Below are 23,370 nucleotides of genomic sequence, written 5' to 3'. Positions count from 1 at the left end.
CGGGGGATGCGGAAACCTGAGCAAGTCGATAGGTTGGAGCTGCTGAGTACAGCTCAGCACGGGGGGCGTCGCAGTGGATGCACCCTGTCCACTGACCGGATGGATCTCCACACCGTGCTTCGTTCTCGCATCACCGCGGCCGCCGTCGGCGTCACCGTGCTCGGCGTCACCGCCGCCCTCGTCCCCACCGTCTCGACGGCCAGCGTGTCCACCGGAGCCGCTTCGGCGATCGTCACCTGGACCGACTCGGCCGACGACTTCACCGCCGCGCCGACCGGGACCGTCCCGCTGACCGACCAGTGGTACTGGGCGTCGGTGACCGACCTGGACGCCGGCGGCACGATCACCGACCACGCCACGATCGACGAGGACGGCCTGTCCGTCTCCGAGGGCGAGGCCGTCGGCCTGGTCCGCGGTCTGAACAAGCCCGTCGCCGCGAGCGACTTCCCCGCACTCGCCGCTGGCATCAGCACCACGACCACCGGCGCGACGAGCTTCGGCATCGCGGTCCAGGAGGGTGACGACGACAGCGCGCAGACCGTGGTCTTCGCCACGGACGAGACCAGCGGCGACGGCATCTCGGACGGCGCCAGCAACTGGATCGACCCCTCGACCGGCGAGGTCGAGTCGACGACGACGCTCACCGCCGACCTCGAGGCCGCCGACGCGCAGGTCGTCGGCTACGTCGTCTATGTCGGCATCGACGTCGCCGGCGAGGTCATCGCGCCGCCCACCGAGACCCCGGACCCGACGGACACGCCCACCCCGGCCCCGACCGTCGACGGTGCTCCGGCTCCGACCGCCGAGGCGCCCGGCGCCGAGCTGAAGAGCCTCGCCGCGCCGCTCCAGGCGAACGGCCAGGCCCTCGCCGCCGACGCCAGTGGTTCGATCTCCGCGCTCCGCATCGACGACACCACGACGTACTTCACGCCGCAGCCCACCGCCGCAGCGAAGCTGCTCACCCCCACGGCGACCCTGACCGAGGCGACCACCACCGGTGTCCGCATCCAGGGCTCGGGCTTCGCCCCGAACGAGCTCGTCGGCGCCGGTGTCGGCACCGGCGCACAGGGCACCGAGATCCCCGGGGTCGCGTTCCGCGCCGACGCCGAGGGCAACGTCTCCGGCACCATCGTCCTGCCGGCCGACTTCGTGAACATCGCCGGCGCGTACAGCGTCGGTCTCGTCGGCGCCTCGTCGGCGCAGGCCGCACAGGCCGAGCTCACCGTCACGGCCGACCCGGCCGCTGCCGGTGACCCGGGCACTGCTCCGGTTGCCGTCCCGGTGCCCGGAACGGCGACCTTCACGGGCTGATCTTGCCGATCCTCCCGACCGAGCCACGGCGGCGTGCGACTGTGATCGCCGCCGCCGTGGCCGTCGTCTGTGCGGGGGCCGTCGCGTTCGTCGCGCTCGGTCCCCTGTCAGCCGCACCCGCCCCGGCCCCGACCCGATCCGTCGCAGCGCCGACGCCGACCCCCACGACGACACCGGAGCCGACCCGGTCGGCAGCACCCGTCGACGCGGTCGACGCCCCGGTCAGCACCACCGTCGCCGCCGTCACCGGCGCGTCCGTGCCGGTCAGCGCGAGCGCGGGCGGCAAGGCGACGCAGACCCTCGAGAACCCGCAGGCGTCCGGTGCCCCGCTCGTCTTCCGGGTCGTCGACCAGCAGGACGGCTGGGCGGAGGTGCAACTCGCACAGCGCCCGAACGGCAGCACGGGCTGGGTGCCGACCAGTGCCGTCACCCTGTCCGAGGACCCGTACGCGATCGTCGTCACCCGCTCGACCAACACCCTCGACCTGTACGAGGCCGGCAAGGTGGTCGACAGCTACCCCGTCGCCACCGGCACCGGCGGCACCCCGTCGCCGACCGGTCGGTTCGCGCTGACCGAGCTGCTCGCGCCCACGAACGACGGGTACGGCCCGTACGCGTACGGCACGACGGCGTTCTCGGACGTGCTCAACTCCTTCGGCGGAGGCCCCGGCCAGATCGGTCTGCACGGCACCGACGACACGTCGAGCATCGGCACCGCCGCCTCGCACGGCTGCATCCGCATGCACAACGACGACATCACGGCCCTGGCGGAGCGTCTGCCGCTCGGCACGCCGTTCCAGGTGCGCTGACGTTCCAGGTGCGCTGACAGGCGGCCTGGAGGCACGGCGCGCGCCCGGCAGTGGGCGCCGCCGTCTCAGGTGGTGACGTCCAGGGCCACGGCGACCAGCGCCTCCAGGACGGTGCGCACCACGGGACGGACGGCACGGTCGGGGCGGACCAGTGCCTCGATGCGGCGTCCGGCACGGACGTCGGCGAGCTCCGCCAGGTGGAAGCGCCCGGCCGCCCGCGTGCCCGACGTGTACCGCGGGACGAGTGCGATGCCGTGGCCGCCCGCCACCAGGTTCTCGATGACCGGCAGGTGGATCGTGCGGAACGCGACACTCGGCGGGGTGTCCGTCGCCGCGGCCATGGCGTGCAGCACCCGGTCGATCGGGTAGCCCTCCGGCACGCCGATCCAGCGTTCCCCGACGACCTCGTCGATGCTCACGCGTGCGCGGCCGGCCAGGGCGTGCCCGGGCGGCAGGGCGACGTCGAGCGGTTCGCGGAGCAGTGGCACGGTGTCGACCGATCCCTGGTCCGCCGGGCGGACGCCGTCCGACCGGTGCCCGACGACCACGTCGTGGTCGGCCGCGAGCGGTGCGAACTCCCCCTCGCTGACGTCCACGTCGACCAGGGTCAGCGCGATGCCCGGGTGCGCCTGCATCCGGGTGAGCACGCCGGGCAGCAGCAGTTCCGCCGCCGACGGGAAGATCGCCAGCGACACCGGTCCGGTCGTGCCGCCGAGGTGCTCTTGCCAGGCGGCGTCCACCCGCGCGATGGCGGTCGCGACCCCGGACGCCAGGCCCGCGAGCACTTCGCCGTGCGGGGTCAGCCGGACCCCGCGCCCGACGCGTTCGACCAGCGGGACGCCGACCTGCCGCTGCAGCGTCTGCAGCTGCTGGGAGACGGCGCTCGGTGTGCGGTGGGTGGCCTCGGCGACGGCCGTGACGCTGCCGCGCTCGGCGAGCTCCCGCAGGACCGCCAGCAGCTGCACGTCGAAGTCGACCATGCAGGGACCCTACATCGTGGTTCACGAGGGTTTCGATGGACCTACAACGTCGCTCCCGGGACCATGAGGAGCATGACCACCCGAGACCGCCTCCTCGCCGTCGTCGTCGCCGTGGTCTGGGGCCTGAACTTCCCCGCGACGGCACTCGCGCTCGAGCACTTCCCGCCGTTCCTGCTCGCCGCGCTGCGGTTCACGATCCTGGCGGTCCCGACGCTGCTGTTCGTGCCGCGACCGCGGATCCCGTTCGGGCGGCTGCTGCTCGTCGGTCTCGGACTCGGCGTGCTGCAGTTCTCGTTCCTGTACCTCAGCATGGCGTCCGGTATGCCGTCGGGGCTGGCCTCGCTCGTGCTGCAGGCCTCCGCGCCGTTCACGGTGGTGCTGGCCGGGGTGTTCCTGCGCGAGCGGCTGACCGGCCGGCAGGTCGTCGGGGTCACCGTCGCCGTGGCCGCCCTCGCCGCGATCGCCCTGCACCGCTCCCAGACCGCTGCGCTGCTGCCCGTCGTGCTCGCGTTGTGCGGTGCGCTCGGGTGGGCGATCGGCAACGTCGCGACACGACGGGCGGGGGCCGCGAACCCGCTGCACCTGACCCTGTGGTGGTCCGTCGTGCCGCCGGTCCCGATGGTCGTGCTGTCGCTCGTGGTCGAGGGCCCGGACCGCATCGGCACCGCACTCGGTTCGGCGTTCACGTCGGCCGCGCTGCCCGCCGACCTCGGCCTGCTCTACATCGTGGTCGTCGCGACCCTGGTGGGGTACGGCATCTGGTCACGGCTGCTGGCGGCCTACCCCTCGAGCACGGTCGCGCCGTTCTCGATGCTCGTGCCCGTGGTCGGGGTGCTTGCATCATGGGTGGCCTTCGGCGAGGTGCCCGACCTGGTCGAGGTGCTCGCGGGCGCGGTCGTCGTGGCCGCCGTGCTGTGGTCGTCGCGTCCGGCGCGGGACCGCGGGCCGCGACCGGCCCCCGTCGACGAGGTCGCACGACGCGCCGCTGCCGTGTCGCCGAGGTCGCACGACGTGCCGCACGGACCGCTCGCGAGCGGCAGTCCGCGCGACCTCGACCCGGCGCTCAGCCCCGGTGCTGGCGACGCTCCGCGATGATCCCGGCGAGCGCCCCGCGCAGGTGCGGGTACCGGAACTCGTAGCCGGCCTGGGTCAACCGGGTCGGCACCACCCACCGGCTCTTCAGCACGAGTTCGGTTTCGGTGCGGATCGCGAACGACCCGAGCTCGAGCATCCACCGCCAGGTCGGCACCCCGAACCGGCGCCCGACGGCGTCGCGGAGGGTCGCCATCACGGTGCGGTTGTCGGACGGGTTCGGGCTCGAGATGTTCACCGGCCCCTCGATCTCCGGGTGGTCGCGGAGGAACCGGATCGACCCGAGGACGTCGGCGATGTGCACCCAGCTGAAGCGCTGCCGACCGTGCGTGGGCCGGTGGTGGTGGTAGGTGCCGGCGCGGAGCCGGGAGCGCGTCGGCACCCACGGCCCGTCGTACTGCGGCCCGCCGAGGCCGGCCTGCGCGAGCCGCAGCAGCGGCAGCAGGGCGCTGCCGTCGCCGAACACGATCGCCATCCGGAGCGCCACACGACGGGTGCCGGGCAGGTCGGCGCCGAAGAAGGCGTCCTCCCACGCGCGGGCGACGGAGACCGAGAACCCCTCGCCGATCTCCCCCGTCGCTTCGTCCTGCGGTCGGTCGTCGGCGTGCCGGTAGATCGTCGCGGTCGAGGCGTTCATCCACAGCGGTGTCGGGTGCTCGGACGTGCGGATGGCCTCGGCGAGCTCGAGCGTGGTGTCCACCCGCGAGCGCATGATCTCCGCACGGTTGCGTCGGCCGTAGCGGCAGTTGACGCTCTTGCCCGCCATGTTCACGACCATCGCGGCGCCGTCGACGAGTTCCCGGATGCGCATGGTGTTGCCCCACACGGCGTCGCCGGTCCGGCCGATGGTGACGACCCGGTACCCCTCTTGCGTGAAGGCGTCCCGCAGGTACCGCCCCACGAAGCCGCTCGCTCCCACGATCACGACGCGGCCCTTCTGGTCGCTCATCTCATCCCCGTTCTGTGTCCGGCGCGATCTCGTACCGGAACGCCCCCTCGTACCGGTACAGCGTGCCGAGCACCGGCGCCGTGAGCACCAGGGACACGCGCTGCAGGTCGGCTTCGTCATCGAATCGTTCTGTGAGCGTCACACGCGGGCTCAGGGCGGCCGGGAGGCGCAGATCGCGTCCCAGCGCTCGGAACGTCACGCGCGTGGAGACCAGGCGCAGAGCGCCCGCGTCGGGACCGTCCGCGTCGACCTGCGCCCGGAGCCGGGCGCTGACGCGCCCGTGGCGACCCAGGTGGTCGACCAGGCCGTCCGGTTCGGCGGTGATGGCGTCCACCATCGTGCGGCTCCCGGAGCGGAACCGGAAGGTGCGGTGCGCGCGGACGGCGACCCGGGCCTCCAGGCTGACCCCTGACCCGCGGCGGACGCGAGCCGGCCGGTTCTCGACCGTGAACGGGACGTCCCGCTCCCAGACCGGGAACATGACGGAATCGTGGGCGAACACCGCGAGCACCGGCCAGAGCCACCGACGTGGGGTGCCGACGACGTCGAAGACGCCCTCGCCGCGGCCGACGTGCCCGGGCGGGACGGGGCCGAAGTACGTGCGGAGCCGCGGGTGCAGCCGGGCCAGCACGTCCGGCGGTGTGGACAGCTCGTAGGGCGACCGGCTCACGGTTCGATCCTGGCATGTCGTCAGTGCGGATCCCTACGATGTCGCACATGGGACACGACCACGGGCACGGCGTCGGGCACGCCTCGGAGCGCGCCCTGCTCGTCGCGTTCTGCATCTCGGCGGGCATCCTGCTCGCCGAGGTCGTGGGCGCCGTGGTCACGGGTTCGCTCGCGCTGCTCGTCGATGCCGGGCACATGGTCGTCGACACCGGCGGACTCGGCATCGGGCTCGTCGCGACGCGGCTCGCCCGCCGGTCCCCGACCGCGCAGCGCACCTGGGGCTTCCAGCGGGCCGAGGTCCTCGGGGCCACCGCACAGGCCGCGATCCTGCTCGCCGTCGGGGTCTACGTGATCATCTCGGCGGTGCAGCGGCTGTTCGTGCCGGAGGAGATCCACTCCGGGCCGCTGCTCGTCTTCGGCATCGTCGGACTCGTCGGCAACCTGGTGGCCTACGCGGTGCTGCTGCGGGCGTCGGGCGAGGGGTTCACCTCGCGCGCCGCCCGGCTCGAGGTCCTCAACGACACCCTCGGCTCGGTCGCCGTCATCATCGCCGCGGTCGTGCTCATGCTGACCGGGTGGGAGCGGGCGGACTCCGTCGCCGCGATCCTGATCGGCCTGCTCATCCTGCCGCGGGCGATCCGGCTGCTGCGCGAGACCGCGAACGTGCTGCTCGAGTCGACGCCGCCGGGGCTCGACCTCGACGACGTGCGTGGTCACATCCTCGAGCTCGACCACGTCATCGCGGTGCACGACCTGCACGCGACGCTCGTGGCGACCGGGGTGCCGAACCTGACGGCGCACGTGGTCGTCGACGACCACTGCTTCTCGACGGCGCACGCCCCGGCGATCCTCGACGAGCTGCAGCGGTGCGTGGCGGAGCACTTCGACGTGCCGGTGGAGCACTCGACGTTCCAGTTGGAGCCGGTGTCGCACCGGCGGCACGAGTACGAGGTGCACGCGTAGGGTCCGCGCTCGGGCGTGCGGGCGTCGGTCGGGGGCGCTCCGGCTTCGCGACGATCCACCAGGTGATCGACGCGTGGTCTGTCGCAGAACGGGTGTCCGCGGGTGCCGGGTCAGCAGTCGTCGGTGCGCGTGGGGTACGCCGTGATCACCCGGTCGGTGGTGGCCGAGACGATCACCTTGACCCAGGGCTCGTCGTCGGGGCGTGAACCGTCGTCGAACCGGACGGGTGCGGCGTAGCAGACCTTGCCGTCACCGGCGTCGAGCGGGAACCCGGGGCGCGGGTCCTCGAGCGCCGTCTGCACCGCGGTGAGCATGGCGTCGTCCCAGTCCCGCGAGCCGTGCCCGGTGACGACGTCCTGCCAGTCGGCGGTGTGCCGCACCCGGACGTGCTCGTAGCCCTGGGCAGCGGTGCCGCACTGCAGGGTGACGCGGCCCAGGGCCTCGGTCTCGTACTGCGCGACGGCCGCCTGGGTCGTCGTGTCGCACCGGCCGAGCGCGGTGCTGCCGGGCATGTCCGGCCCGGTGCGGGTGATCGTGACGGTGCCGTCACCGGCGGCGGTCGGCGCGTCGCTCGGCGTCCGTGAGGCCGAGCCGGCACCGATGGTGGGGTCGTCCGCGCCCTGCCGTGCCGTCAGGAACAACCCGCCGGCGAGGAGACCGGCGGCCACCACGGCCGCGACGCCGGTGATCACGGGACGGTTGCGGTTCCGGGGCACGCGCCCAGTATGCCGGGAGTTCGACCGCACGACGGAACCAGGCTCCGGACACGGCACCGCGCGATCGCGTGGTGCGGTGTCCGGAACCTGGTTCCGGGCGGACGGGAGGCCCGCCACACGTCAGGCGCGCGCGGCCAGCCGGGTGCCGGCGACGACGGCCAGGACGGCGACGAGCACCACGTACCCGATCAGGACGGGGAGCGTCGGGATCACCAGCAGCGCTGCCCCGACGGCCACGACCGGCACGGTGAGCCCGGCGTAGGCGATGAGGAACGTGGCGGCGAGCACGCCGCCCCGGCGCTCCGGGCCGACCAGTGCTGCGGCGCTGCCGATCGCGGCGCGGAACAGCAGGCCGACGCCGGCTCCCGCGACGACGCCGCCGCCGATGAACCCGGCGACCTGCAGCAGGACCGCGGCGACGGCGAGGACGACCAGCCCGACGACCAGGAGCACCATGCCGAGCCGGATCTGTGCACGCTGCGACAGTCGGGCGAAGACGATCTGCGACAGCGCGCTCGCGGCGAAGACCCCGAAGGTCGTGGCACCGGCGGCCAGGCGGTCGGTGACGTGGAACGTGGTGCCGAGGAAGCTCGGCGCGACCGAGGTGAAGAGGCCCTGCACGGCGAGCGCGGCGAACGCTGCTGCGCCGGCTGCCCAGAACGCCGCACCCTGCCCCTCCGGCGCCTGCATGCGCTGCGGGCGGTAGGCCACGGGCTGCTCGGGACGGTCGACCGTCTCCGGTGCGGCCAGCACGAGCACGAACGCGACGGCCAGCGCGATCACGAACACCACGTACGGGACCATGAGCGGCTGCCCGACGAACTCGGCGAGCGCTCCGCCGACCAGGGCGCCGAGCGACAGCCCACCGAGGTTCACGGCTCCGGCGGCGACGCTCGCGCCCTTCGCGGAGTCGCTCGACCCGGTGGCACGGACCCGGAGCTCACCGAGGTGTGCCGTCGCGGTCGCCGTCAGCGTCCCGACGCCGAGGCCGGTCACGAGCCGGGCGACGATGAGGCCGGTGACGTCGTTCCAGAGCAGGAACAGCACGGCGGCGACGAGTTCGAGGGCGATCGACACCAGGATGAGCGGGCGCCGCCCGTGCACGTCGCTGAGGTGTCCCGCCAGGTACAGCGACCCGACGACCCCGACCCCGTACGCCGCGAAGATCACCGTCGTGGTGAAGGTCGGGAAGCCGTCGCGGGCCTGGTAGATGACGTAGAGGGGTGCGGGGACGGTCGCGAAGGCCATCACCGCGAGGAACGCGAAGGCGACGATCCAGAAGCCGAAACCGTGGCGCCGACGGGTGTGGACACGGCGTCCGCGCGGGGCGACGACACGGTCGCTCGCGGATGCGGGAGCGGCGGTGGTGGCGGGGACGGTACCCGTCGGGGTGTCGGTGACGGTTGACATGCTCCGATGATCGTGCTCGCGGTGCATCGAGTCCAACGGATGCGCTTGATGTGCACGATCGATCTGCTCGATACTCGGACGATGGAGACCCGACTGCTCGAACAGTTCGTCGCCGTCGCCGCCGAGGGCAGCGTCACCCGTGCAGCCGAACGGCTCTGGGCCGCGCAGTCCACGGTGTCGGCGGGGATCGCCTCACTCGAACGGAGCTTCGGGGTACGGCTCTTCGATCGCACCGGCCGACAGCTCGTCCTGACCCCCGCCGGCGAGGACCTGCTCCCCCACGCCCGCGCGGTCCTCGAGTCCCTCGACCGGATGCGCGACCTGGCCACCGCCGACGACGCCGACCTGCGGGGCCGGGTGCGGCTCGGCATCTTCACGAGCATGGACATCGTCGATCTGACGGGCGTGCTGCAGCGGTTCCGACGACAGCACCCGCTCGTCGCCGTGGAGCTGATGACCTCACCGTCGGGGACGACCGGCCTCGTGCAGGACCTGGTCGCCGGGCGGCTCGACATCGCCTACACGGGCCTGCCCACCGTGCCCGCCGGCGTCGTCGTGGAGCCGCTGCGGGAGATGCCGTTCCGGGTCTTCACCGCGTCGGACCACCCGCTCGCCGGCCGGTCGTCGGTGTCGCTCGCCGAACTCGCCGACGAGCCCTTCGTCGACACGGCGCACGGGTTCGGCAACCGGATCATCCTCGACGGGGCACTCGAGCGGCTCGGCATCCGTCGGCGCATCGTCGCGGAGATGAACGACATGCCCGCAGTGATCCGGTTCGCCTCGGCCGGGCTCGGCGTCGGGGTCGTGCCGGACTCGGGGGTGCGGTACGACGGGGCGGTGCTCGACCTGGAGGACGAGGTCGACCCGCTCCGCATCGGCCTGGCGGTCCGGACGTCCCCGGAGCCGAGCCGCGCGGTCCGGACGCTTGCGCGTGACATCGTGGCGGCGCGGGTGGGGTGACGCGGTCGCGCTCGCTGTGCTTCGTGAGCAGGAAAGGTCGGGTCGCGGTGCGCGAGGCGACCGTTCCTGCTCACGATCTGACCACCGACGGCCTGGAGGCACGGGTCGGGTCCGCCACGTGCCTCCGGGCCGTCAGTCCCCCCAGATCTCCCCGACCACGGCGTCCAGCAGCCCGTTCGTCGGGAAGTTCGCCTGCCGGATCACGATGAAGGTGTCGTCGCGCAGGAAGAAGGTGGAGACCTGGTCCACCGGGGCAGCCTCGGCCGGGACGGACGATTGGCACACCCGCCCGCCGTCGCGGTCCTCGCACTCCAGCGGACTGGTGGCGAGCACGTCCGCGGCCCCGGGCCCGGCCGTCCCGACAGTCATGGTGAGCCCACTGACGTCGGCTCGGGGATCGGCCCACGTGCAGATGATCTTCGACTCGCCGTTCGCCCAGGTGACGTCCTCACCATCGCCGCCGGCCGTCCCGTCCTTCGCCTTCGATATCTCGGTCAGCGGAGTCTCCCCGAAGAGCCGGGTGTAGTCCTCTGCCGGGACCATGTCGCGGCACGTCGCCGGGATTGTCGCCGCGGCGGGGGTCGGTGTCGACGTCGGGGTGGGCTTCGGCACCGGGGCACCCGTGATCGGGGCGGAGCTCGGCGTCGTGGAGGACGGCGCGGGCTCGGGCTGCTGGGTCTGGGTGGGAGCGGCGACCGGGTCGGCGTTCTGCTGCGACAGGGTCAGGGCGACCGCGCCGGTCGCGGTGCCGACGGCGAGCAGCGCGACGACACCGATGACGATCCCGGACCGGCCCCGACGACGCTTCGGGAGCGGGGTGGCACGTTCGAGGACGTTCTGCTTCATCGAGACGAGCATGCGCTGCAGGTCGTCTCCCTGCGGAGGCTCAGTGTTCATCGTGCATCACCACCTTCTTGAGTCGTCGACGGTTGCGGGACACCCGCTGGGTGACCGCGCCGACCGTGAGTCCGAGGAGTTCGGCGGCCTCGGCGTACGAGTGGCCCTCGAGCAGGCAGAGCTCGCAGATGCGGCGGTCGAGGTCCGGGAGCGCGGCGATCTCGGCGCGGACCCAGCGCAGGGTCTCGCGGGCCTCGTCGTGGTCGGCGGGCGAGGCGAGGTGCTCCGGCAGCTCGTCCGTGCGGCGCCGGGCCTGCTTGCGCCCGGTGTTGAAGGCGTGGTTGCGGCACACGACGAGCAGCCACGGCAGCACCGTGTCCGCCGGCAGCTCGAGGGTCGCGGCGCGCTGCCAGAGCGTCAGGAACGCGTCCTGCACGATCTCCTCGACGTCGGACCGGTCGTCGACGAGCGCCCACGCGTAGCGGGTGAGGGTGGCGGCGTACCGGTCGAACGCCCTGGCGAGCGCGCCGGTGTCTCCCTGTGCCATCGCACGGACGAGTCCTTCGTCCGTGTCGGTGCCGGTGCCGGTCGTCACGTCCACATCCCACCTCCTTCACTCAGAGGTGTCGGCAGGACCCGCGATCCTGACAGGACCGTGGCGGATTCGTGATCTCGGGCGTGTCCGCCCGGAGCCGTCAGCCGTCAGCCGTCAGTGGAAGTCGTCGCCCTCGCCCGGCGTCTTGTGTCCGCCGAGCATGTCGTTGTCGTCCTGCTCGCTCGACGAGGCGAGCTGCAGCATCGCGAGCACGACGACGACCACGATGAACGCGACGCCGAGGAAGATCACGGCCAGCTGCAGTTCCCGCGTCGAGAACAGCACGACGAGCCCGGTGAACACCGCGATGATCGCGGAGATCCCGAGGAGCTCGACCGGGCGCAGACGGTCACGACGGCTGGGGGTGGTCATGCGTGTGGTGCTCCGTCCGGGGCGACGGCCGGCGTGGCCGTGCCCCACTTGTGCGAGAGGCCGGCGATCACGTGGAAGACGGCCGTGATGGCGAGGTACGCGCCGAGCAGGCCGACGAGCACGATCGAGGCGTCGAGGGTGCCGGTGACCTGCTCCACGCCACCGAGCTGCTGGGAGTAGTCCGGCGGCGTGACGAGGAAGGCGACCGCGAGCAGCAGCGTGAGACCGCCGATCGTGGTCCAGTCGCGAGCGAAGGGCGAGCGTCGCCGGGCACGGAGCCCCTGCGACAGCTCGAGGGCCCCGGTCAGCACCGCGAACGCGACGATGACCGTGATGAAGGCAGGCAGCCCGAACCCGTTGCACGCGAAGGCGGCGACGGCCGCGAGCAGGGTGATGACGGCCTGCAGCAGGGTCGTGCGACGCGATCGACCGTCGAGGGGCAGTCGGGAGATCCCGGCGAACAGGAGCACGAGGCCCTCGACCAGAGCGAAGCCGCCGAACAGCAGGAGACCGTAGCCCGCGGCGTGGTTGGTCGAGAAGGTGATCACCATCGCGACGACCGCTGCGGGGACCGCCCGGAGGATCGGGATCGGCCAGTACCGCGCGCGCTGGGTCGCGTCTTCCACGGTGGTGGCGTCGTCCACGGTGTCGGACACGAGACCTCTTTCGGGCATGCGGATCGTGGATCCGATCCTACCGCCGGTGGGGTGGACGCCCGACCGGAGCGGACTCGACCCCCTGTGGACGTCCACACCCGTGCACCGGGACGACACCGCCGTCCGGTGCCGTCCCGGCGGTGTCAGGGCTGCTGCGGGTCGTCGGACGGCGCGTTCCGGCGAGCACGACGTCGGGCGAGCCACCAGCACACGGATCCGGCGGCGGCGGCCAGGGCGGCGAGCGCCGCGGCGAGGCCGAGCCCTTCGGCGCCGGTGTAGGCGAGGGCTCCGACGGGGGCAGCCGCACGACGGTCGACTGCGGGGTCACCGGCTCCGCCGTCGTCGTCGACACCGGCGCCGTCACCGTCGTCACCACCGGAACCGTCACCACCGGCGTCCCCGTCGTCCGGAGCCGGCCCGCTCGTCGGCACGGGGCTCGGCGCAGGCCCCTCGTCGTCCGGGCCCACGACGATCGCGACGCCGGTGGACGGGTCGCCGCCGTCCGCGTCGGTCGGCGAGGTCGCCGTCGCCACGTTCACCACGTCGGAGCCGTCCCCCTGGTACGCGGGGTCGAGCTCGGCGCGGATCCGGAAGTCCAGGGTCTCGCCCACCTCGAGCGACACGTCGGAGCTGCAGGTCACCCGCTGCCCCTCGGCCGTGCACCCGTCCTCGGAGCCCACGAACCGCATGACCTGGGGCAGGTCGTCGACCGCCCCGACCTGCTGCGCCACCGACGGCCCCCGGTTCCGGGCCGTCACGAGGTACTCGACCTCGTCACCGGGCCGGACGGTCGACGGCGACACCGACTTGTCCGTCTCGACGTCGGCGGCGATCACGGGGGCAGTGACCGTGGTGGTCGCCCGCGAGGCGTTGTCGGCCTCGTTCGTGTCGGACAACGAGGTCGGCGGGGCGATGGTCGCAACGCTCTCCAGCGCTCCGGACGTACCCTCGGCCACCCGGCCCTCGATCGTGACGACGGCCGAACCCCCTCGGGGCAACGACAGGTCGGTCGCGACGTCACCGGTGCCCGACCCGGTCGCACAGGCGGAGCCGTCCGCGGCCGTGCAGGTCCAGGTGACGTCCTCGACGCCGTCGGGCACGTCGACCTGCAGCGGGCTCGGGTCGGCGGCGTTCGGGCCGGGGTTCCGCGCCGTCACGGTGTAGCGGAGCGGTTCGCCCGCCGTCGCGGTCGCGGGCAGGTCGTGCTCGACGGACAGGTCCGCCGGCTTCCAGACCCGGAGCGCGTCGACCTCGTGCTTGTCGACGTGGCTGCCGGTGGCCCCGGCGAACCCGAGGCGCAGCGTGCTCGGCAGCGCGGCCTGCCCGTCGCCGTGCAGCGGGACCGAGTCGAGCACGGTGCGCATGGTCGAACCGACCTGCAGCCGGACGGAGACCGCGAGCCCGCCGTCGTCGTCGGGCAGCAGGGTGATCCGGACCGTCCGGGGCGTGGAACCGGCCGTCACGGTGCCGCCCGGTGCCGCGGCACCGGCGACGTACCGGTAGCCCTCGGTGCCGTTGCCGGAGCCCCGGACCACCACGTGGTCGGGCTGTGCTCCGGGACCGGACCCGTTGATGCGTGACGAGAAGTTGCCGTAGTGGTCGATCGCGACGGCCGCGAAGCCCCCGGGGACGCCCGGCAGGTCGCACTCCCGGCCACCGCCCTCGGTCGCTTCCTTGCGGCATGCGTACCCGAGACCGGCGCCGAAGGACCCGACGCCCTGCGCCGCAGCGCCGTCGGCCAGGTACAGCAGCAGGCCGTCGGCGCCGGGGTCGTCCTTCTCGTGTGCATCGCGTACGTGAACTCGATCTCGAGCCCGGTGTCCGACGGGAACGTGTCGTTCGTCGACCACGCTCCCGCCTGGTTCCGGACGTCGTCGGTGAGCCGCAGTCGGCCGCCGGACACCGCGGCGTCACCGTGCAGGGCACCGCCGGACGCACTGGAGAACTGGTTGACGTACGGGAAGTCGAGGGCGGCCGCACTCGACCCGGACGGCAGGACGGCCGGCGCCGCAAGCACGCCGAGCGCGGTCAGGGCGGCGCAGGCCGCGGCGAGGCGCCGGACGGCCCGCGAGCGGAACGACCGCCGGTCGAGGGAAGGAGCTGGGGCAGGAGCTGGTACTGGTGCAGGAGCAGGAGCAGTGGGATCTGTCATGCTCCGATGCTCGCGACCGGGACGTCACCCCCGGGCGGCGGCGAGACGATCTGTGGAACGCCCCCACGGGCCTCCCGGCTGTGGAGGAAGAACGACGCGAGCGGACCGCTCAGGCCAGCCACACCGTCGTCTCACCCGGCAGCAGCCCCGGTGCGACCCCGTCGAGCGGCCCGGACGCGACGACGACGGTCCCGGCCGGCAGGGGCACCGGCGCGGTGCCGAAGTTCGTGACCGACCGCCAGCCGTCGTGCCGCGCGAACGCCACGACCTCGGAGCCGGACTCCAGCCACGTCAGCGCCTCCCCCTGCTGCAGGCGACGGCGGGCGGCCAGCGCCCGGCGGTACAGCGACAGGGTCGACTCGGGATCGCCGTCCTCGGCCTCGACCGAGGACGCCCCGAAGTCCTGCGGCTGCGGCAGGTGCGGTGCGACGTCCCCGAAGCCGAACGACGGCCCGGAGCGCGTCCACGGGATCGGCACCCGACAGCCGTCCCGGCCCTTCACGGTGTGCCCGGTGCGGAGCCACTTCGGGTCCTGCAGCAGGTCGCGCGGGATCGCGGCGGCCTCGTGCAACCCGAGCTCCTCGCCCTGGTAGACGTACGACGACCCGGGCAGCGCCAGCATCAGCATCGTCGCCGCTCGGGCCCGACGGAGCCCCCGTGCACGGTCGAGCTCCGGCGTCGTGCCGTCCGTCATGAGCCAGGCGTCGGTGTCGGTGCCGTCCGGCAGGCCGTAACGGGTGGGGTGCCGCACGACGTCGTGGTTCGAGAGCACCCAGGTGCTCGAGGCACCGGACTGCTCCGAGGCGGCCAGGTTCCGCTCGATGATCCGACGGAACACATCGGGCTCGAACGGGGCCTCGAGCAGGTCGAAGTTGAAGGCCTGCCCGAGCTCCGTCGGCCGGGCGTACAGGACGCGGCGGGGTGCCGGGGCCCAGGCCTCGGCGACCGCGGCACGGGGCGGGTCGTACTCGTCGAGCACCCGGCGCCAGGTGGCGAAGATCTCGTGCACCTCGTCGCGGTCGTACAGCGGGTCGGAGCCGTCGAGCGGCAGGTCCTGCTCGTTCGACGGCCGGTACGGGGTCGACAGGTCCTTCGCCAGCCCGTGCGCGACGTCCACACGGAAGCCGTCGACGCCGCGGTCCGACCAGAAGCGCAGCGTGTCCTCGAAGTCGGCGCGGACCTCGGGGTTCGACCAGTCCAGGTCGGGCTGCTCGGGGGCGAACAGGTGCAGGTACCACTGCCCGTCGGGCACCCGGGTCCACGCGCTGCCGCCGAAGTTCGAGACCCAGTCGCTCGGCGGCAGTTCCCCGGAGGCGCCGGAGCCCTCACGGAACACGTACCGCGCCCGCTCGGCCGACCCCGGCGCGGACGCCAGCGCAGCCCGGAACCACTCGTGCTGGTCCGAGGTGTGGTTCGGCACGATGTCGACGATGACCTTGAGGTCGTGCTCGTGCGCGGCCCGGACCAGGGCGTCCAGGTCGTCGAGGGACCCGAGCTTCGGGTCGACGGCGCGGTAGTCGGCGACGTCGTAGCCACCGTCGGCGAGTGGCGACGGGAAGAACGGGGAGAGCCACAGGGCATCGACGCCGAGCGACGCCAGGTACGGCACCCGGCTCGTGATGCCCGCGACGTCACCGAGCCCGTCGCCGTCCGTGTCGGCGAAGCTGCGCGGGTAGACCTGGTAGACGACGGCATCGCGCCACCAGGTCGGATCGGTGGTTCGTGGCGTGCTGGCCGGGGTCCGAAGCGTGGTCACGTCGCCACCGTACCCAGGGTGCTGGGAATAGCGCCCCCTACGATCGCATTGGTTGTCGCTGACACCTTTCCGTCCAGCAACAGCATCCCGCAACAGAAGGAGCTCCATGACGAACGTCCTCGTCCTCGTCGGCAGCCTGCGCGCCGACTCCATCAACCGCAAGCTCGCCGAGGCCGCCGCGCACCACGCGCCGGAGGGCATTGAGCTGCACACCTTCGACGGCATCGTCGACCTGCCGTTCTACAACGAGGACATCGACGGTGACACCCCGCCCGCCGCGGCCGTCGCCTTCCGCGACGCCGTCGCCACCGCGGACGCCGTCCTGCTGATCACCCCCGAGTACAACGGCACCATCCCCGCCGTCCTGAAGAACGCGCTCGACTGGGGTTCGCGTCCGTTCGGCGCCTCGCCGCTGTCCGGCAAGCCCCTCGCCGTGATCGGCTCGGCGTTCGGCCAGTACGGCGGCGTCTGGGCCCACGACGACGCCCGCAAGGCCGCCGGCATCGCCGGCGCGAAGGTCCTGGAGGACGTCAAGGTCGCCATCCCGCAGTCGGTCGTCCGCTTCGCGGAGACCCACCCGCGCGAGGACGCCGAGGTCACGACGCTCGTGCAGGGCGCGCTCACCGCGCTCGCCGAGGCCGCGGCCGGCACGGACGAGCAGGCAGCCGCGTAACGCGACCGACCACCGGACAGGAGGCCCGTGGCGACCCCGCCACGGGCCTCCTGTCCGTCAGGTGCGGACGCAACGGTCGTTGCGAACGCATCGGACGGTGCGGACGCACCGGTCGTGGCGGAACCCGGGAGTCCGCTAGACGACCGAGATACGAGACGGGTTACCCTGAACGCCATGTCGACGCAGGAGATCACCGAGGCGTCCGGGTACTGGTTCCCGGACGACGACGCGACCCAACGCGGGGTCGCCGTGCTCAACGCCCTGCGCCGGTACCGATCCGCCGAGACGGCCATGCGCCGCCGGACCCGTGACTCGATGGGCATGGGCGAGACCGACCTGCTCGCCGTGCGCTTCCTGCTGCAGGCGCAGCGCTCCGGCACCGCCGTGAGCCCGAAGGACCTCGCCGCGTACCTCAAGATCTCGTCGGCTTCGACGACCATCCTCATCGACCGCCTGGTCAGGTCGAACCACGTCCGCCGCGACCCACACCCCACCGACCGCCGGGCCCTCGTCATCACGCCCACGACCGAGACCGACGACGAGGTCCGCGCCACGCTCGGCGTGATGCACCGCCGGATGATGTCGATCGCCGAGGGGCTCCCCGCGTCCGAGGCGCGGATCGTCGCCGGCTTCCTGGAGCAGATGCGCGACGCCGTCGACCAGGTCGACCCCGCGCCGTCGCACTGAGCAGCCCTGCACCGAACGACCTCGGGGGACGCTGCCTCCGAGCGCACTGAGAGCGTGCACTGCGGCACCGCGTAGACCGGAACGGTCACACCGACGCGAAAGGAGCCACAACCATGCACGCTTCGGACAAGATGGCCAAGAACCTCCAGGCGGTCCTCGTGGACCTCATCGACCTGCACCTGCAGGGCAAGCAGGCCCACTGGAACATCCTGGGCACCAACTTCCGCGACCTCCACCTGCAGCTCGACGAGATCGTCGACGCAGCTCGTGAGTTCGCCGACGACACCGCCGAGCGCATGCGTGCGCTGTACCTCGTGCCGGACGGCCGCTCGGCGACCGTCTCCGCGGGCAGCCACCTCGACGCGTTCCCCTCGGGCGAGATCACCACGCACGACGCCATCGACCAGGTCACGCTCCGGCTGTACCAGGCGACGGGCACCATGCGCGATGTCCACGACGAGGTCGACGAAGAGGACCCGACGACCGCGGACCTGCTCCACGGCTTCATCGAGCGCCTCGAGCAGCTCGCGTGGATGGTCTCCGCCGAGAACCGCGCGCCCAGCACCCCGCTGGCCTCCGCGACCACGCCCGCCGTCGCCGACGCGTCGGCACACGCGTAGGGGCCCGGGTGGACCTCGGTATCCAGGGCAAGACCGCGCTCGTCTTCGGCGGCGACTCCGGCATCGGCTGGAACACGGCGCGCATCCTCCTGGCAGAGGGTGCGACCGTGGTCGTCACCGACATCGATCAGAGCCGTCTGGACACCAGTGCGGACCAGCTCGAGGCGCCGATCGGCAAGCTGCACGCCTTCGCCGCCGACGTCCGGAGCGCCGAGAGCCTCGCCTCCCTGCACGACAAGGTGCGTGAAGCGGTCGGCGAGATCGACATCCTGGTGCAGTCCTCGGGCGTCACCGGCGCCCAGGGCATGTTCCACGAGATCGACGAGGCCGGCTGGGCGGAGACGATCGACATCGACCTGATGGGGCCGGTGCGGATCACCCGCGAGTTCATCGGCGACCTGCGCCAGGGCGGCTGGGGACGCATCGTCTACCTGGTGTCCGAGGACGCCTCGCAGCCGTACGACGACGAGCTGCCCTACTGCGCCGCCAAGGCCGGGGTGCTCTCGTTCGCGAAGGGACTGTCGCGCTCCTACGCCTCCGAGGGCCTGCTGGTGAACACGGTCTCCCCCGCGTTCATCCACACGCCGATGACCGACGCGATGATGGACAAGCGGGCCAAGCAGCGCGGGACCTCGTTCGACGAGGCCATCGGCAGCTTCCTCGAAGAGGAGCGGCCGTACATGGAGCTCAAGCGCCGCGGCGAGCCGGAAGAGGTCGCGAACGTCGTGGCCTTCCTGTGCTCCGACCTCGCCAGCTTCGTGAACGGCGCCAACTACCGGGTCGACTCCGGCTCGGTCGCCACGATCTGATCGTGGCACCACAGCACCGCCAGGAGGCGTCATGACCGACTTCCGCTACCTCATCGTCGGCGGCGGGATGGTCGCCGACGCCGCTGCCCGTGGCATCCGCGAGCTCGACACCGACGGGTCGATCGGCATTCTCAGCGAGGACGTCGACCGACCCTACGCCCGGCCCGCGCTCTCGAAGAAGCTCTGGACCGACCCGGACTTCAGCTGGGACGACAAGGTCGACCTGCACACCGAGGAGACCGGGGCGCAGTTCGTCCTGGGAACCGCGGTCACCGCGATCGACCGTGCCGCGAAGACCGTCACGACGGCCGACGGCGCGACCCACGGCTACGAGCGGCTCCTGCTCGCGACCGGCGGGAAGCCACGCGGGCTGCCGGGGCTGTCCCCGTCGGCGCGCGTGCTCGACTACCGCAGCGCGTCGGACTACCGCCGGCTGCGTGAACTCGCGGACGCCGGAGCACACGTCGCCGTCGTGGGCGGCGGGTACATCGGTCAGGAGATCACGGCGGGCATCGTGCAGAACGGCGCACGCGTCACGCTGGTCGACCCGGACGAGGTCGTCGGCGGACGGATGTTCCCGGAGGACCTGGCACGGGCGTTCCAGCAGCGCTTCGTCGACCACGGCGTCGAGCTCCGCACCGGCCGCCGGGTGTCCGAGGGCACCGAGACGGCCGACGGCGTGCGGCTGACGCTCGACGACGGCTCCGTGGTCGAGGCCGACGCGGTCGTCGCCGGGCTCGGCATCGAACCCGCGACGCAGCTCGCCGCCGACGCCGGACTGACCGTCCGCGACGGCATCGTGGTGACCTCGACGCTGCTCACCGACGACGACTCCGTGTTCGCCGCCGGTGACGTCGCCGAGTACCCGGACCGGATCCTCGGCACCCGCCGGGTGGAGCACGTCGACAACGCCCAGCAGCAGGGTCGGCAGGCAGGCCGCAACCTGGCCGACGCCGATGAGACCTACGACCACACGCCGATGTTCTACTCCGACGTCTTCGACATGGGGTACGAGGCCGTGGGGCAGGTCAGCTCGAAGCTCCACACGGTCGAGGACTGGCAGGACCCCACCGTGACCGGCGTCGTCTACTACCTGGACGACGACGACACGGTCCGGGGCGTGCTGCTCTGGAACGTGTGGGACAAGACCGACGAGGCCCGCAAGGTCCTCGCCGAGGCGAACGCGCTGACGCCCGACATGCTGCCGGGCCGCATCACGCCCTGACCGCTCGCTCGTCGCGTTGGTCGCGACGGCCTGGAGGCCCGGTGCCCGTCCGTCGGACCGGCACCGGGCCTCCAGGCGGTCACCCGCAGATCGCGGCGGACGCTGGTCCGACCGCGCCCGCTACTTCGACTCCGGGGCGACCTCGTCGACGACCGCACGGCGGTCCGCCGGGTCGACCGGCAGGTCGTCGCCGTCCGCCATCGCGACGGCGTGCGCGGACTTGGCAGCCTCGAGCGTCTCGTCGTCGTTCCGGGCCATCCCGAACAGTTCGATGAAGCGCGACTTGACCAGCAACCAGGCGTCCCCCGGGCTGAGCCGCGCCAGGTCCGACGACGTCGAGTCGTCGCGCACCCGCTGCAGCGACGACACGCCCCGGTCGGGGATCCGGTGGTCGACGTGCGCCACGGCGAGCCGCGCGACCGCGTCGGCCTGCGCGTGCATGACCGAGTGTGCGCCGTCGACGACCTCGCGGAGGACCGCGTACGGGAACACCCGCGCCAGCCGACGGACCCAGTCCCGCGGCACCATCGCGTCGTGCTCACCGCGGACGATCAGGGTGCGGGCCTGCACGTGGGCGGCGCGCTCCTCGATCGGGAACGCGATCATCCGCGGCAGGACCTTCCGGAACCAGTGCCAGCCGCACAGTGCGTACGCCGTGATGCCGTGCCAGCGGACCGCGGCGGGCTCGTGCAGCGTCGACCGGAGGAACCGGAACGCCGACTGCCGCACGGTCCGTGCCGACGAGTCGACCACCGGGCTGATGAGCACGAGGTCGGAGATCCCTGGACGGCGGGCGGCGACCTCGGTGACGACCTGGGTGCCCATCGAGTGCCCGACCAGGACCGGATCCTGGAGCCCGAGGTCGTCGATGACCCGCTCGACCGCGTCGGCGTAGCGCTCGATCGAGACCTTGCCGCGGAACCGCGGGACTCCGGCGAAGCCCGGCAGGTCGAGCGCGTGCACCGGCCCGTTCTCGTTGAGGTGCGGCGCGAGCCGCTCGTAGTAGGTCGAGGCGATGCCGAGCCCCGCGACGAGCACGAAGGCCCGCTCGCCCGGCTCACCGATCGAGCTCACCCGGACGTAGGTGCCGTCGACCGCGACCCGGTCCACCTGCACCGTGACGTCGGCGTCCTCGGCCTGGGCGAGTTCCCCGGCCGGGTCCGGCCGGGGTGCCTGGCGTTCGTCGTCCACGTGGGTCTCCTCCGGTCGGGCGGTCGCCCAGGATACCCGGCCGCCGTCCGCGCGGGCGACGACGACGTACTCAGCCGCTGAAGGTGTTCGCGGGGAACCCGTGCACCGTCGTCGGCACCGCGAAGACCGCCCCGGACCGGGGCGCCTGCTCCAGGTCCTGCTCGGTGAGGTTCTCGCGGGCCGTCCCGACGAAGAGCGTCGACATGTCCGGGCCGCCGAACGCCACCGACGTCGGGTTGGCGACGGGGAGCTCCACCGTCTCCAGGTGCGAGCCGTCCGGCCCGTAGCGCTCGACGCGGGACCCGCCGTAGATCGCGCTCCAGAAGCAGCCCTCGTCGTCGCGGACCAGGCCGTCGTGCGCCTGACCGACGATGAACGGCTCGAGTTCGCCGAGCTCGCCGTCCGGGCCGTACGACCCCCGGAAGACCGTCGAGGCGCTGGTGTCGGTGACGTACATCGTGCTGCCGTCCTCCGACCACTCCATGCCGTTCGTCACGCCGAAGCCGCCGCGGAGCACCCGGGTCGTGCCGTCGGCCTCGATCGAGTAGAGCGCTGCGTCTGGCTCGCCGGTCGTCACGTTCATGCTGCCGACCAGGAACCGGCCGAACGGGTCGCACTTGCCCTCGTTGAACCGGTTGCCCGAGGTGCTGTGGGTGACGCGGGTGATCTCACGCTCCACGGATCCCTGCTCGTCCGTCACCACGACGGTGTCGCCGAGGGCCGCGACGAACCCGCCGGAGGCCCGGGGCTGGAAGCTCGCCAGCGGGGGCGGCAGCGGCACGCTCGAGCGCACGGTGCCGTCGGCCTCAGCGGTGTTGAGGGTGCCGAGGGTGATGTCGGCCCACCGGAGCAGCTGTGCGGACGGGTCCCAGACGATGCTCTCGGCGAGGACCGCTCGGGCGTCGGCGAAGACGGTCGCGGGGCCGGTCGTGACGTTGGTGCTCATCGACCCCGTCTACCGCGGGGGTGGTCCGTGCCCGTTCAGGCGTGCGTGCGTCGGCGGGTAGCGCGGCAGCGCCGGCGGGTCAGAGGCGGGCGAACCGCGCACGGAAGAAGCTGTAGACGCCGAAGGCCAGGAACCCGATGCCGATCGCGACGAGGACGAACACCCCACCGGGCATGCTCCGCACCGCGTCGAACGCGGCGTCGAGGCCGGTGGCCTGGTCGGGGTCGCTCTGCAGCCCCGCGACGGCGATGAGCACGCCCACGATGACCACGGCGACGCCCTTGCCGACGTACCCGACGACGCCGAGCACGGTGACCACGCGGTCGAGCTGGCCCGACGGTCGCGTGATCTGCTTGCGGAACGACCGGCGGCAGCCGATCACCACGAGGCCGATGCCGACCGCGACCGCGATCGCCCCGGCCAGGACCAGCACGAACACCCCGCCCGGTGTCGCCAGGGTCTTCGCCGCGGCACTCTGCGACGAGCTGCTCGAGCTCGAGCCGGCTCCGAGCGCGTACGAGGCCGCCGAGTACGCGATCACGCCGTAGACCACGGCCTTCGCGACGTCCTTCAGCCGGGCGAGCCAGCCACGGGTGGTGTCGGAACGGCCGCCGACGATCGCCTCGACGACCAGACGCACGGTGAGTGCGGCCGTGCCGACGGCGATCAGCCAGAGCAGGAACACCCCGCCGGGGACCGCGGCGATCTGCTGCAGCGCACCGGACTGGTCCGTCTCGCCGCCCGAGGACGCGTTGCCGATCCCGAGCAGGATCGCCAGGTACCCGATCAGCAGGTGGACGATGCCGCTGCCGACGAACCCGGCGCGTGCCGTGACCTCGAACCAGCGGCTGTCGGCCGCCCGCCGGACCTGTCGTCCGGTTTCCTTCGCTGCGTGCTCCGCCGTGTCGCTCATCACGGCCCAGCGTGCCCGACGCGTGCCGTCCTGTCCGGGGCGCGCCGGGCCGTGCGGTCCGCCCCGTGGCGGACGGGAG

The 23,370-nt window shown here is 72.6% G+C and carries 24 protein-coding genes; 10 read left to right on the top strand and 14 right to left on the bottom strand.

Annotated elements, in window-relative coordinates:
- Nucleotides 1-99: 99 nt before the first annotated feature.
- On the top strand, nucleotides 100-1,311 hold the full coding sequence (locus DEJ29_RS02140) for a hypothetical protein (protein ID WP_111094301.1): 1,212 nt from the start codon (nucleotides 100-102) through the stop codon (nucleotides 1,309-1,311).
- A gap of 2 nt (nucleotides 1,312-1,313) precedes the next feature.
- The gene (locus DEJ29_RS02135; protein ID WP_258375890.1) at nucleotides 1,314-2,120 is read left to right on the top strand and encodes a L,D-transpeptidase family protein; all 807 of its coding nucleotides are present in this window, start codon (nucleotides 1,314-1,316) and stop codon (nucleotides 2,118-2,120) included.
- A 65-nt stretch (nucleotides 2,121-2,185) separates the two neighbouring features.
- On the opposite strand, the gene DEJ29_RS02130 is transcribed toward DEJ29_RS02135, so the two are convergent.
- The gene (locus tag DEJ29_RS02130; protein WP_111094303.1) at nucleotides 2,186-3,100 is read right to left on the bottom strand and encodes a LysR family transcriptional regulator; all 915 of its coding nucleotides are present in this window, start codon (nucleotides 3,098-3,100) and stop codon (nucleotides 2,186-2,188) included.
- A 72-nt stretch (nucleotides 3,101-3,172) separates the two neighbouring features.
- Between DEJ29_RS02130 and DEJ29_RS02125 the strand changes: the two genes are divergently transcribed.
- Nucleotides 3,173-4,195, top strand: a complete 1,023-nt coding sequence (locus DEJ29_RS02125; RefSeq protein WP_258375891.1) for an EamA family transporter — start codon at nucleotides 3,173-3,175, stop codon at nucleotides 4,193-4,195.
- Here DEJ29_RS02125 and DEJ29_RS02120 read toward each other — a convergent pair.
- Together DEJ29_RS02120 and DEJ29_RS02115 are read right to left on the bottom strand one after the other, a co-directional pair.
- Nucleotides 4,164-5,141, bottom strand: a complete 978-nt coding sequence (locus tag DEJ29_RS02120) for an epimerase (protein WP_111094304.1) — start codon at nucleotides 5,139-5,141, stop codon at nucleotides 4,164-4,166. The genes DEJ29_RS02125 and DEJ29_RS02120 overlap by 32 nt on opposite strands.
- A 1-nt stretch (nucleotide 5,142) precedes the next feature.
- Nucleotides 5,143-5,811, bottom strand: a complete 669-nt coding sequence (locus tag DEJ29_RS02115) for a DUF4166 domain-containing protein (protein ID WP_111094305.1) — start codon at nucleotides 5,809-5,811, stop codon at nucleotides 5,143-5,145.
- A gap of 47 nt (nucleotides 5,812-5,858) precedes the next feature.
- Here DEJ29_RS02115 and DEJ29_RS02110 point away from each other — a divergent pair, with 47 nt between their 5' ends.
- Nucleotides 5,859-6,773 carry a cation diffusion facilitator family transporter gene (locus DEJ29_RS02110; RefSeq protein ID WP_111094306.1) on the top strand — a complete coding sequence of 305 codons (915 nt, stop codon included), beginning with the start codon at nucleotides 5,859-5,861 and terminating at the stop codon, nucleotides 6,771-6,773.
- Between the two features lie 110 nt (nucleotides 6,774-6,883).
- Here DEJ29_RS02110 and DEJ29_RS02105 read toward each other — a convergent pair whose 3' ends face one another.
- On the bottom strand, nucleotides 6,884-7,489 hold the full coding sequence (locus tag DEJ29_RS02105) for a hypothetical protein (RefSeq protein WP_111094307.1): 606 nt from the start codon (nucleotides 7,487-7,489) through the stop codon (nucleotides 6,884-6,886).
- 120 nt (nucleotides 7,490-7,609) lie between these two features.
- Nucleotides 7,610-8,899: an MFS transporter gene (locus tag DEJ29_RS02100; protein ID WP_111094308.1), complete on the bottom strand. Its 1,290-nt coding sequence runs from the start codon at nucleotides 8,897-8,899 to the stop codon at nucleotides 7,610-7,612.
- An 81-nt stretch (nucleotides 8,900-8,980) separates the two neighbouring features.
- On the opposite strand from DEJ29_RS02100, the gene DEJ29_RS02095 reads away from it, so the two are divergent.
- A complete protein-coding gene (locus DEJ29_RS02095) occupies nucleotides 8,981-9,859 on the top strand; it encodes a LysR family transcriptional regulator (RefSeq protein ID WP_181438125.1) in 879 nt (292 codons plus the stop codon).
- 132 nt (nucleotides 9,860-9,991) lie between these two features.
- On the opposite strand, the gene DEJ29_RS02090 is transcribed toward DEJ29_RS02095, so the two are convergent.
- The 6 genes from DEJ29_RS02090 to DEJ29_RS02065 form a co-directional block, all read right to left on the bottom strand.
- A complete protein-coding gene (locus tag DEJ29_RS02090) occupies nucleotides 9,992-10,756 on the bottom strand; it encodes a hypothetical protein (protein WP_146245621.1) in 765 nt (254 codons plus the stop codon).
- The gene (locus DEJ29_RS02085) at nucleotides 10,746-11,291 is read right to left on the bottom strand and encodes an RNA polymerase sigma factor (RefSeq protein ID WP_258370821.1); all 546 of its coding nucleotides are present in this window, start codon (nucleotides 11,289-11,291) and stop codon (nucleotides 10,746-10,748) included. The genes DEJ29_RS02090 and DEJ29_RS02085 overlap by 11 nt, the downstream gene beginning before the upstream one ends.
- Before the next feature lie 114 nt (nucleotides 11,292-11,405).
- Nucleotides 11,406-11,663, bottom strand: a complete 258-nt coding sequence (locus DEJ29_RS02080; protein ID WP_111094310.1) for a hypothetical protein — start codon at nucleotides 11,661-11,663, stop codon at nucleotides 11,406-11,408.
- Nucleotides 11,660-12,319 (bottom strand): DUF308 domain-containing protein, encoded by a 660-nt coding sequence (locus DEJ29_RS02075; RefSeq protein ID WP_228513510.1) that lies wholly within the window; start codon nucleotides 12,317-12,319, stop codon nucleotides 11,660-11,662. Before DEJ29_RS02075 ends, DEJ29_RS02080 begins: the two co-directional genes overlap by 4 nt.
- Before the next feature lie 143 nt (nucleotides 12,320-12,462).
- Nucleotides 12,463-14,169, bottom strand: coding sequence for a DUF11 domain-containing protein (locus tag DEJ29_RS02070; protein WP_181438126.1), 1,707 nt, complete (start codon nucleotides 14,167-14,169; stop codon nucleotides 12,463-12,465).
- A 411-nt stretch (nucleotides 14,170-14,580) separates the two neighbouring features.
- Nucleotides 14,581-16,227, bottom strand: a complete 1,647-nt coding sequence (locus tag DEJ29_RS02065; RefSeq protein ID WP_111094313.1) for a glycoside hydrolase family 13 protein — start codon at nucleotides 16,225-16,227, stop codon at nucleotides 14,581-14,583.
- A 106-nt stretch (nucleotides 16,228-16,333) separates the two neighbouring features.
- On the opposite strand from DEJ29_RS02065, the gene DEJ29_RS02060 reads away from it, so the two are divergent.
- The 5 genes from DEJ29_RS02060 to DEJ29_RS02040 all read left to right on the top strand — a co-directional run bounded on the left by DEJ29_RS02060 (nucleotide 16,334) and on the right by DEJ29_RS02040 (nucleotide 20,241).
- The gene (locus tag DEJ29_RS02060; RefSeq protein WP_027464982.1) at nucleotides 16,334-16,900 is read left to right on the top strand and encodes an NADPH-dependent FMN reductase; all 567 of its coding nucleotides are present in this window, start codon (nucleotides 16,334-16,336) and stop codon (nucleotides 16,898-16,900) included.
- 174 nt (nucleotides 16,901-17,074) lie between these two features.
- Nucleotides 17,075-17,587, top strand: a complete 513-nt coding sequence (locus DEJ29_RS02055) for a MarR family winged helix-turn-helix transcriptional regulator (protein ID WP_111094314.1) — start codon at nucleotides 17,075-17,077, stop codon at nucleotides 17,585-17,587.
- Between the two features lie 113 nt (nucleotides 17,588-17,700).
- Nucleotides 17,701-18,207: a Dps family protein gene (locus tag DEJ29_RS02050; RefSeq protein WP_017886495.1), complete on the top strand. Its 507-nt coding sequence runs from the start codon at nucleotides 17,701-17,703 to the stop codon at nucleotides 18,205-18,207.
- An 8-nt stretch (nucleotides 18,208-18,215) separates the two neighbouring features.
- Complete coding sequence (locus DEJ29_RS02045; protein ID WP_111094315.1) at nucleotides 18,216-19,016, top strand: SDR family NAD(P)-dependent oxidoreductase; 801 nt, start codon at nucleotides 18,216-18,218, stop codon at nucleotides 19,014-19,016.
- Nucleotides 19,017-19,047: 31 nt separating this feature from the next.
- Nucleotides 19,048-20,241, top strand: coding sequence for an NAD(P)/FAD-dependent oxidoreductase (locus tag DEJ29_RS02040; protein ID WP_111094316.1), 1,194 nt, complete (start codon nucleotides 19,048-19,050; stop codon nucleotides 20,239-20,241).
- A gap of 120 nt (nucleotides 20,242-20,361) precedes the next feature.
- Here the strand turns inward: DEJ29_RS02040 and DEJ29_RS02035 are convergent, their stop codons facing one another.
- The 3 genes from DEJ29_RS02035 to DEJ29_RS02025 form a co-directional block, all read right to left on the bottom strand.
- A complete protein-coding gene (locus tag DEJ29_RS02035) occupies nucleotides 20,362-21,432 on the bottom strand; it encodes an alpha/beta fold hydrolase (protein WP_111094317.1) in 1,071 nt (356 codons plus the stop codon).
- 70 nt (nucleotides 21,433-21,502) lie between these two features.
- Nucleotides 21,503-22,378 (bottom strand): SMP-30/gluconolactonase/LRE family protein, encoded by an 876-nt coding sequence (locus DEJ29_RS02030; RefSeq protein ID WP_111094318.1) that lies wholly within the window; start codon nucleotides 22,376-22,378, stop codon nucleotides 21,503-21,505.
- Between the two features lie 79 nt (nucleotides 22,379-22,457).
- Entirely contained in the window at nucleotides 22,458-23,291 is an 834-nt protein-coding gene (locus DEJ29_RS02025) for a DUF1206 domain-containing protein (RefSeq protein WP_111039758.1), read from the bottom strand.
- Between the last annotated feature and the right edge of the window lie 79 nt (nucleotides 23,292-23,370).

It is taken from the genome of Curtobacterium sp. MCPF17_021, assembly GCF_003234605.2.
In the GTDB taxonomy this organism is placed as follows: Bacteria; Actinomycetota; Actinomycetes; order Actinomycetales; family Microbacteriaceae; genus Curtobacterium; species Curtobacterium flaccumfaciens.
This window is presented reverse-complemented; position numbering and strand designations above follow the sequence as displayed.

Excerpts from the sequence above, each read along its gene's own strand:
- DEJ29_RS02050 (WP_017886495.1), top strand. The coding sequence starts at position 17,701 with ATGCACGCTTCGGACAAGATGGCCAAGAACCTCCAGGCGGTCCTCGTG.
- DEJ29_RS02125 (WP_258375891.1), top strand. The coding sequence starts at position 3,173 with ATGACCACCCGAGACCGCCTCCTCGCCGTCGTCGTCGCCGTGGTCTGG.
- DEJ29_RS02030 (WP_111094318.1), bottom strand. The coding sequence starts at position 22,378 with ATGAGCACCAACGTCACGACCGGCCCCGCGACCGTCTTCGCCGACGCC.
- DEJ29_RS02040 (WP_111094316.1), top strand. The coding sequence starts at position 19,048 with ATGACCGACTTCCGCTACCTCATCGTCGGCGGCGGGATGGTCGCCGAC.
- DEJ29_RS02025 (WP_111039758.1), bottom strand. The coding sequence starts at position 23,291 with ATGAGCGACACGGCGGAGCACGCAGCGAAGGAAACCGGACGACAGGTC.
- DEJ29_RS02130 (WP_111094303.1), bottom strand. The coding sequence starts at position 3,100 with ATGGTCGACTTCGACGTGCAGCTGCTGGCGGTCCTGCGGGAGCTCGCC.
- DEJ29_RS02055 (WP_111094314.1), top strand. The coding sequence starts at position 17,075 with ATGTCGACGCAGGAGATCACCGAGGCGTCCGGGTACTGGTTCCCGGAC.
- DEJ29_RS02110 (WP_111094306.1), top strand. The coding sequence starts at position 5,859 with ATGGGACACGACCACGGGCACGGCGTCGGGCACGCCTCGGAGCGCGCC.
- DEJ29_RS02120 (WP_111094304.1), bottom strand. The coding sequence starts at position 5,141 with ATGAGCGACCAGAAGGGCCGCGTCGTGATCGTGGGAGCGAGCGGCTTC.
- DEJ29_RS02060 (WP_027464982.1), top strand. The coding sequence starts at position 16,334 with ATGACGAACGTCCTCGTCCTCGTCGGCAGCCTGCGCGCCGACTCCATC.
- DEJ29_RS02140 (WP_111094301.1), top strand. The coding sequence starts at position 100 with ATGGATCTCCACACCGTGCTTCGTTCTCGCATCACCGCGGCCGCCGTC.
- DEJ29_RS02100 (WP_111094308.1), bottom strand. The coding sequence starts at position 8,899 with ATGTCAACCGTCACCGACACCCCGACGGGTACCGTCCCCGCCACCACC.
- DEJ29_RS02090 (WP_146245621.1), bottom strand. The coding sequence starts at position 10,756 with ATGAACACTGAGCCTCCGCAGGGAGACGACCTGCAGCGCATGCTCGTC.
- DEJ29_RS02080 (WP_111094310.1), bottom strand. The coding sequence starts at position 11,663 with ATGACCACCCCCAGCCGTCGTGACCGTCTGCGCCCGGTCGAGCTCCTC.
- DEJ29_RS02095 (WP_181438125.1), top strand. The coding sequence starts at position 8,981 with ATGGAGACCCGACTGCTCGAACAGTTCGTCGCCGTCGCCGCCGAGGGC.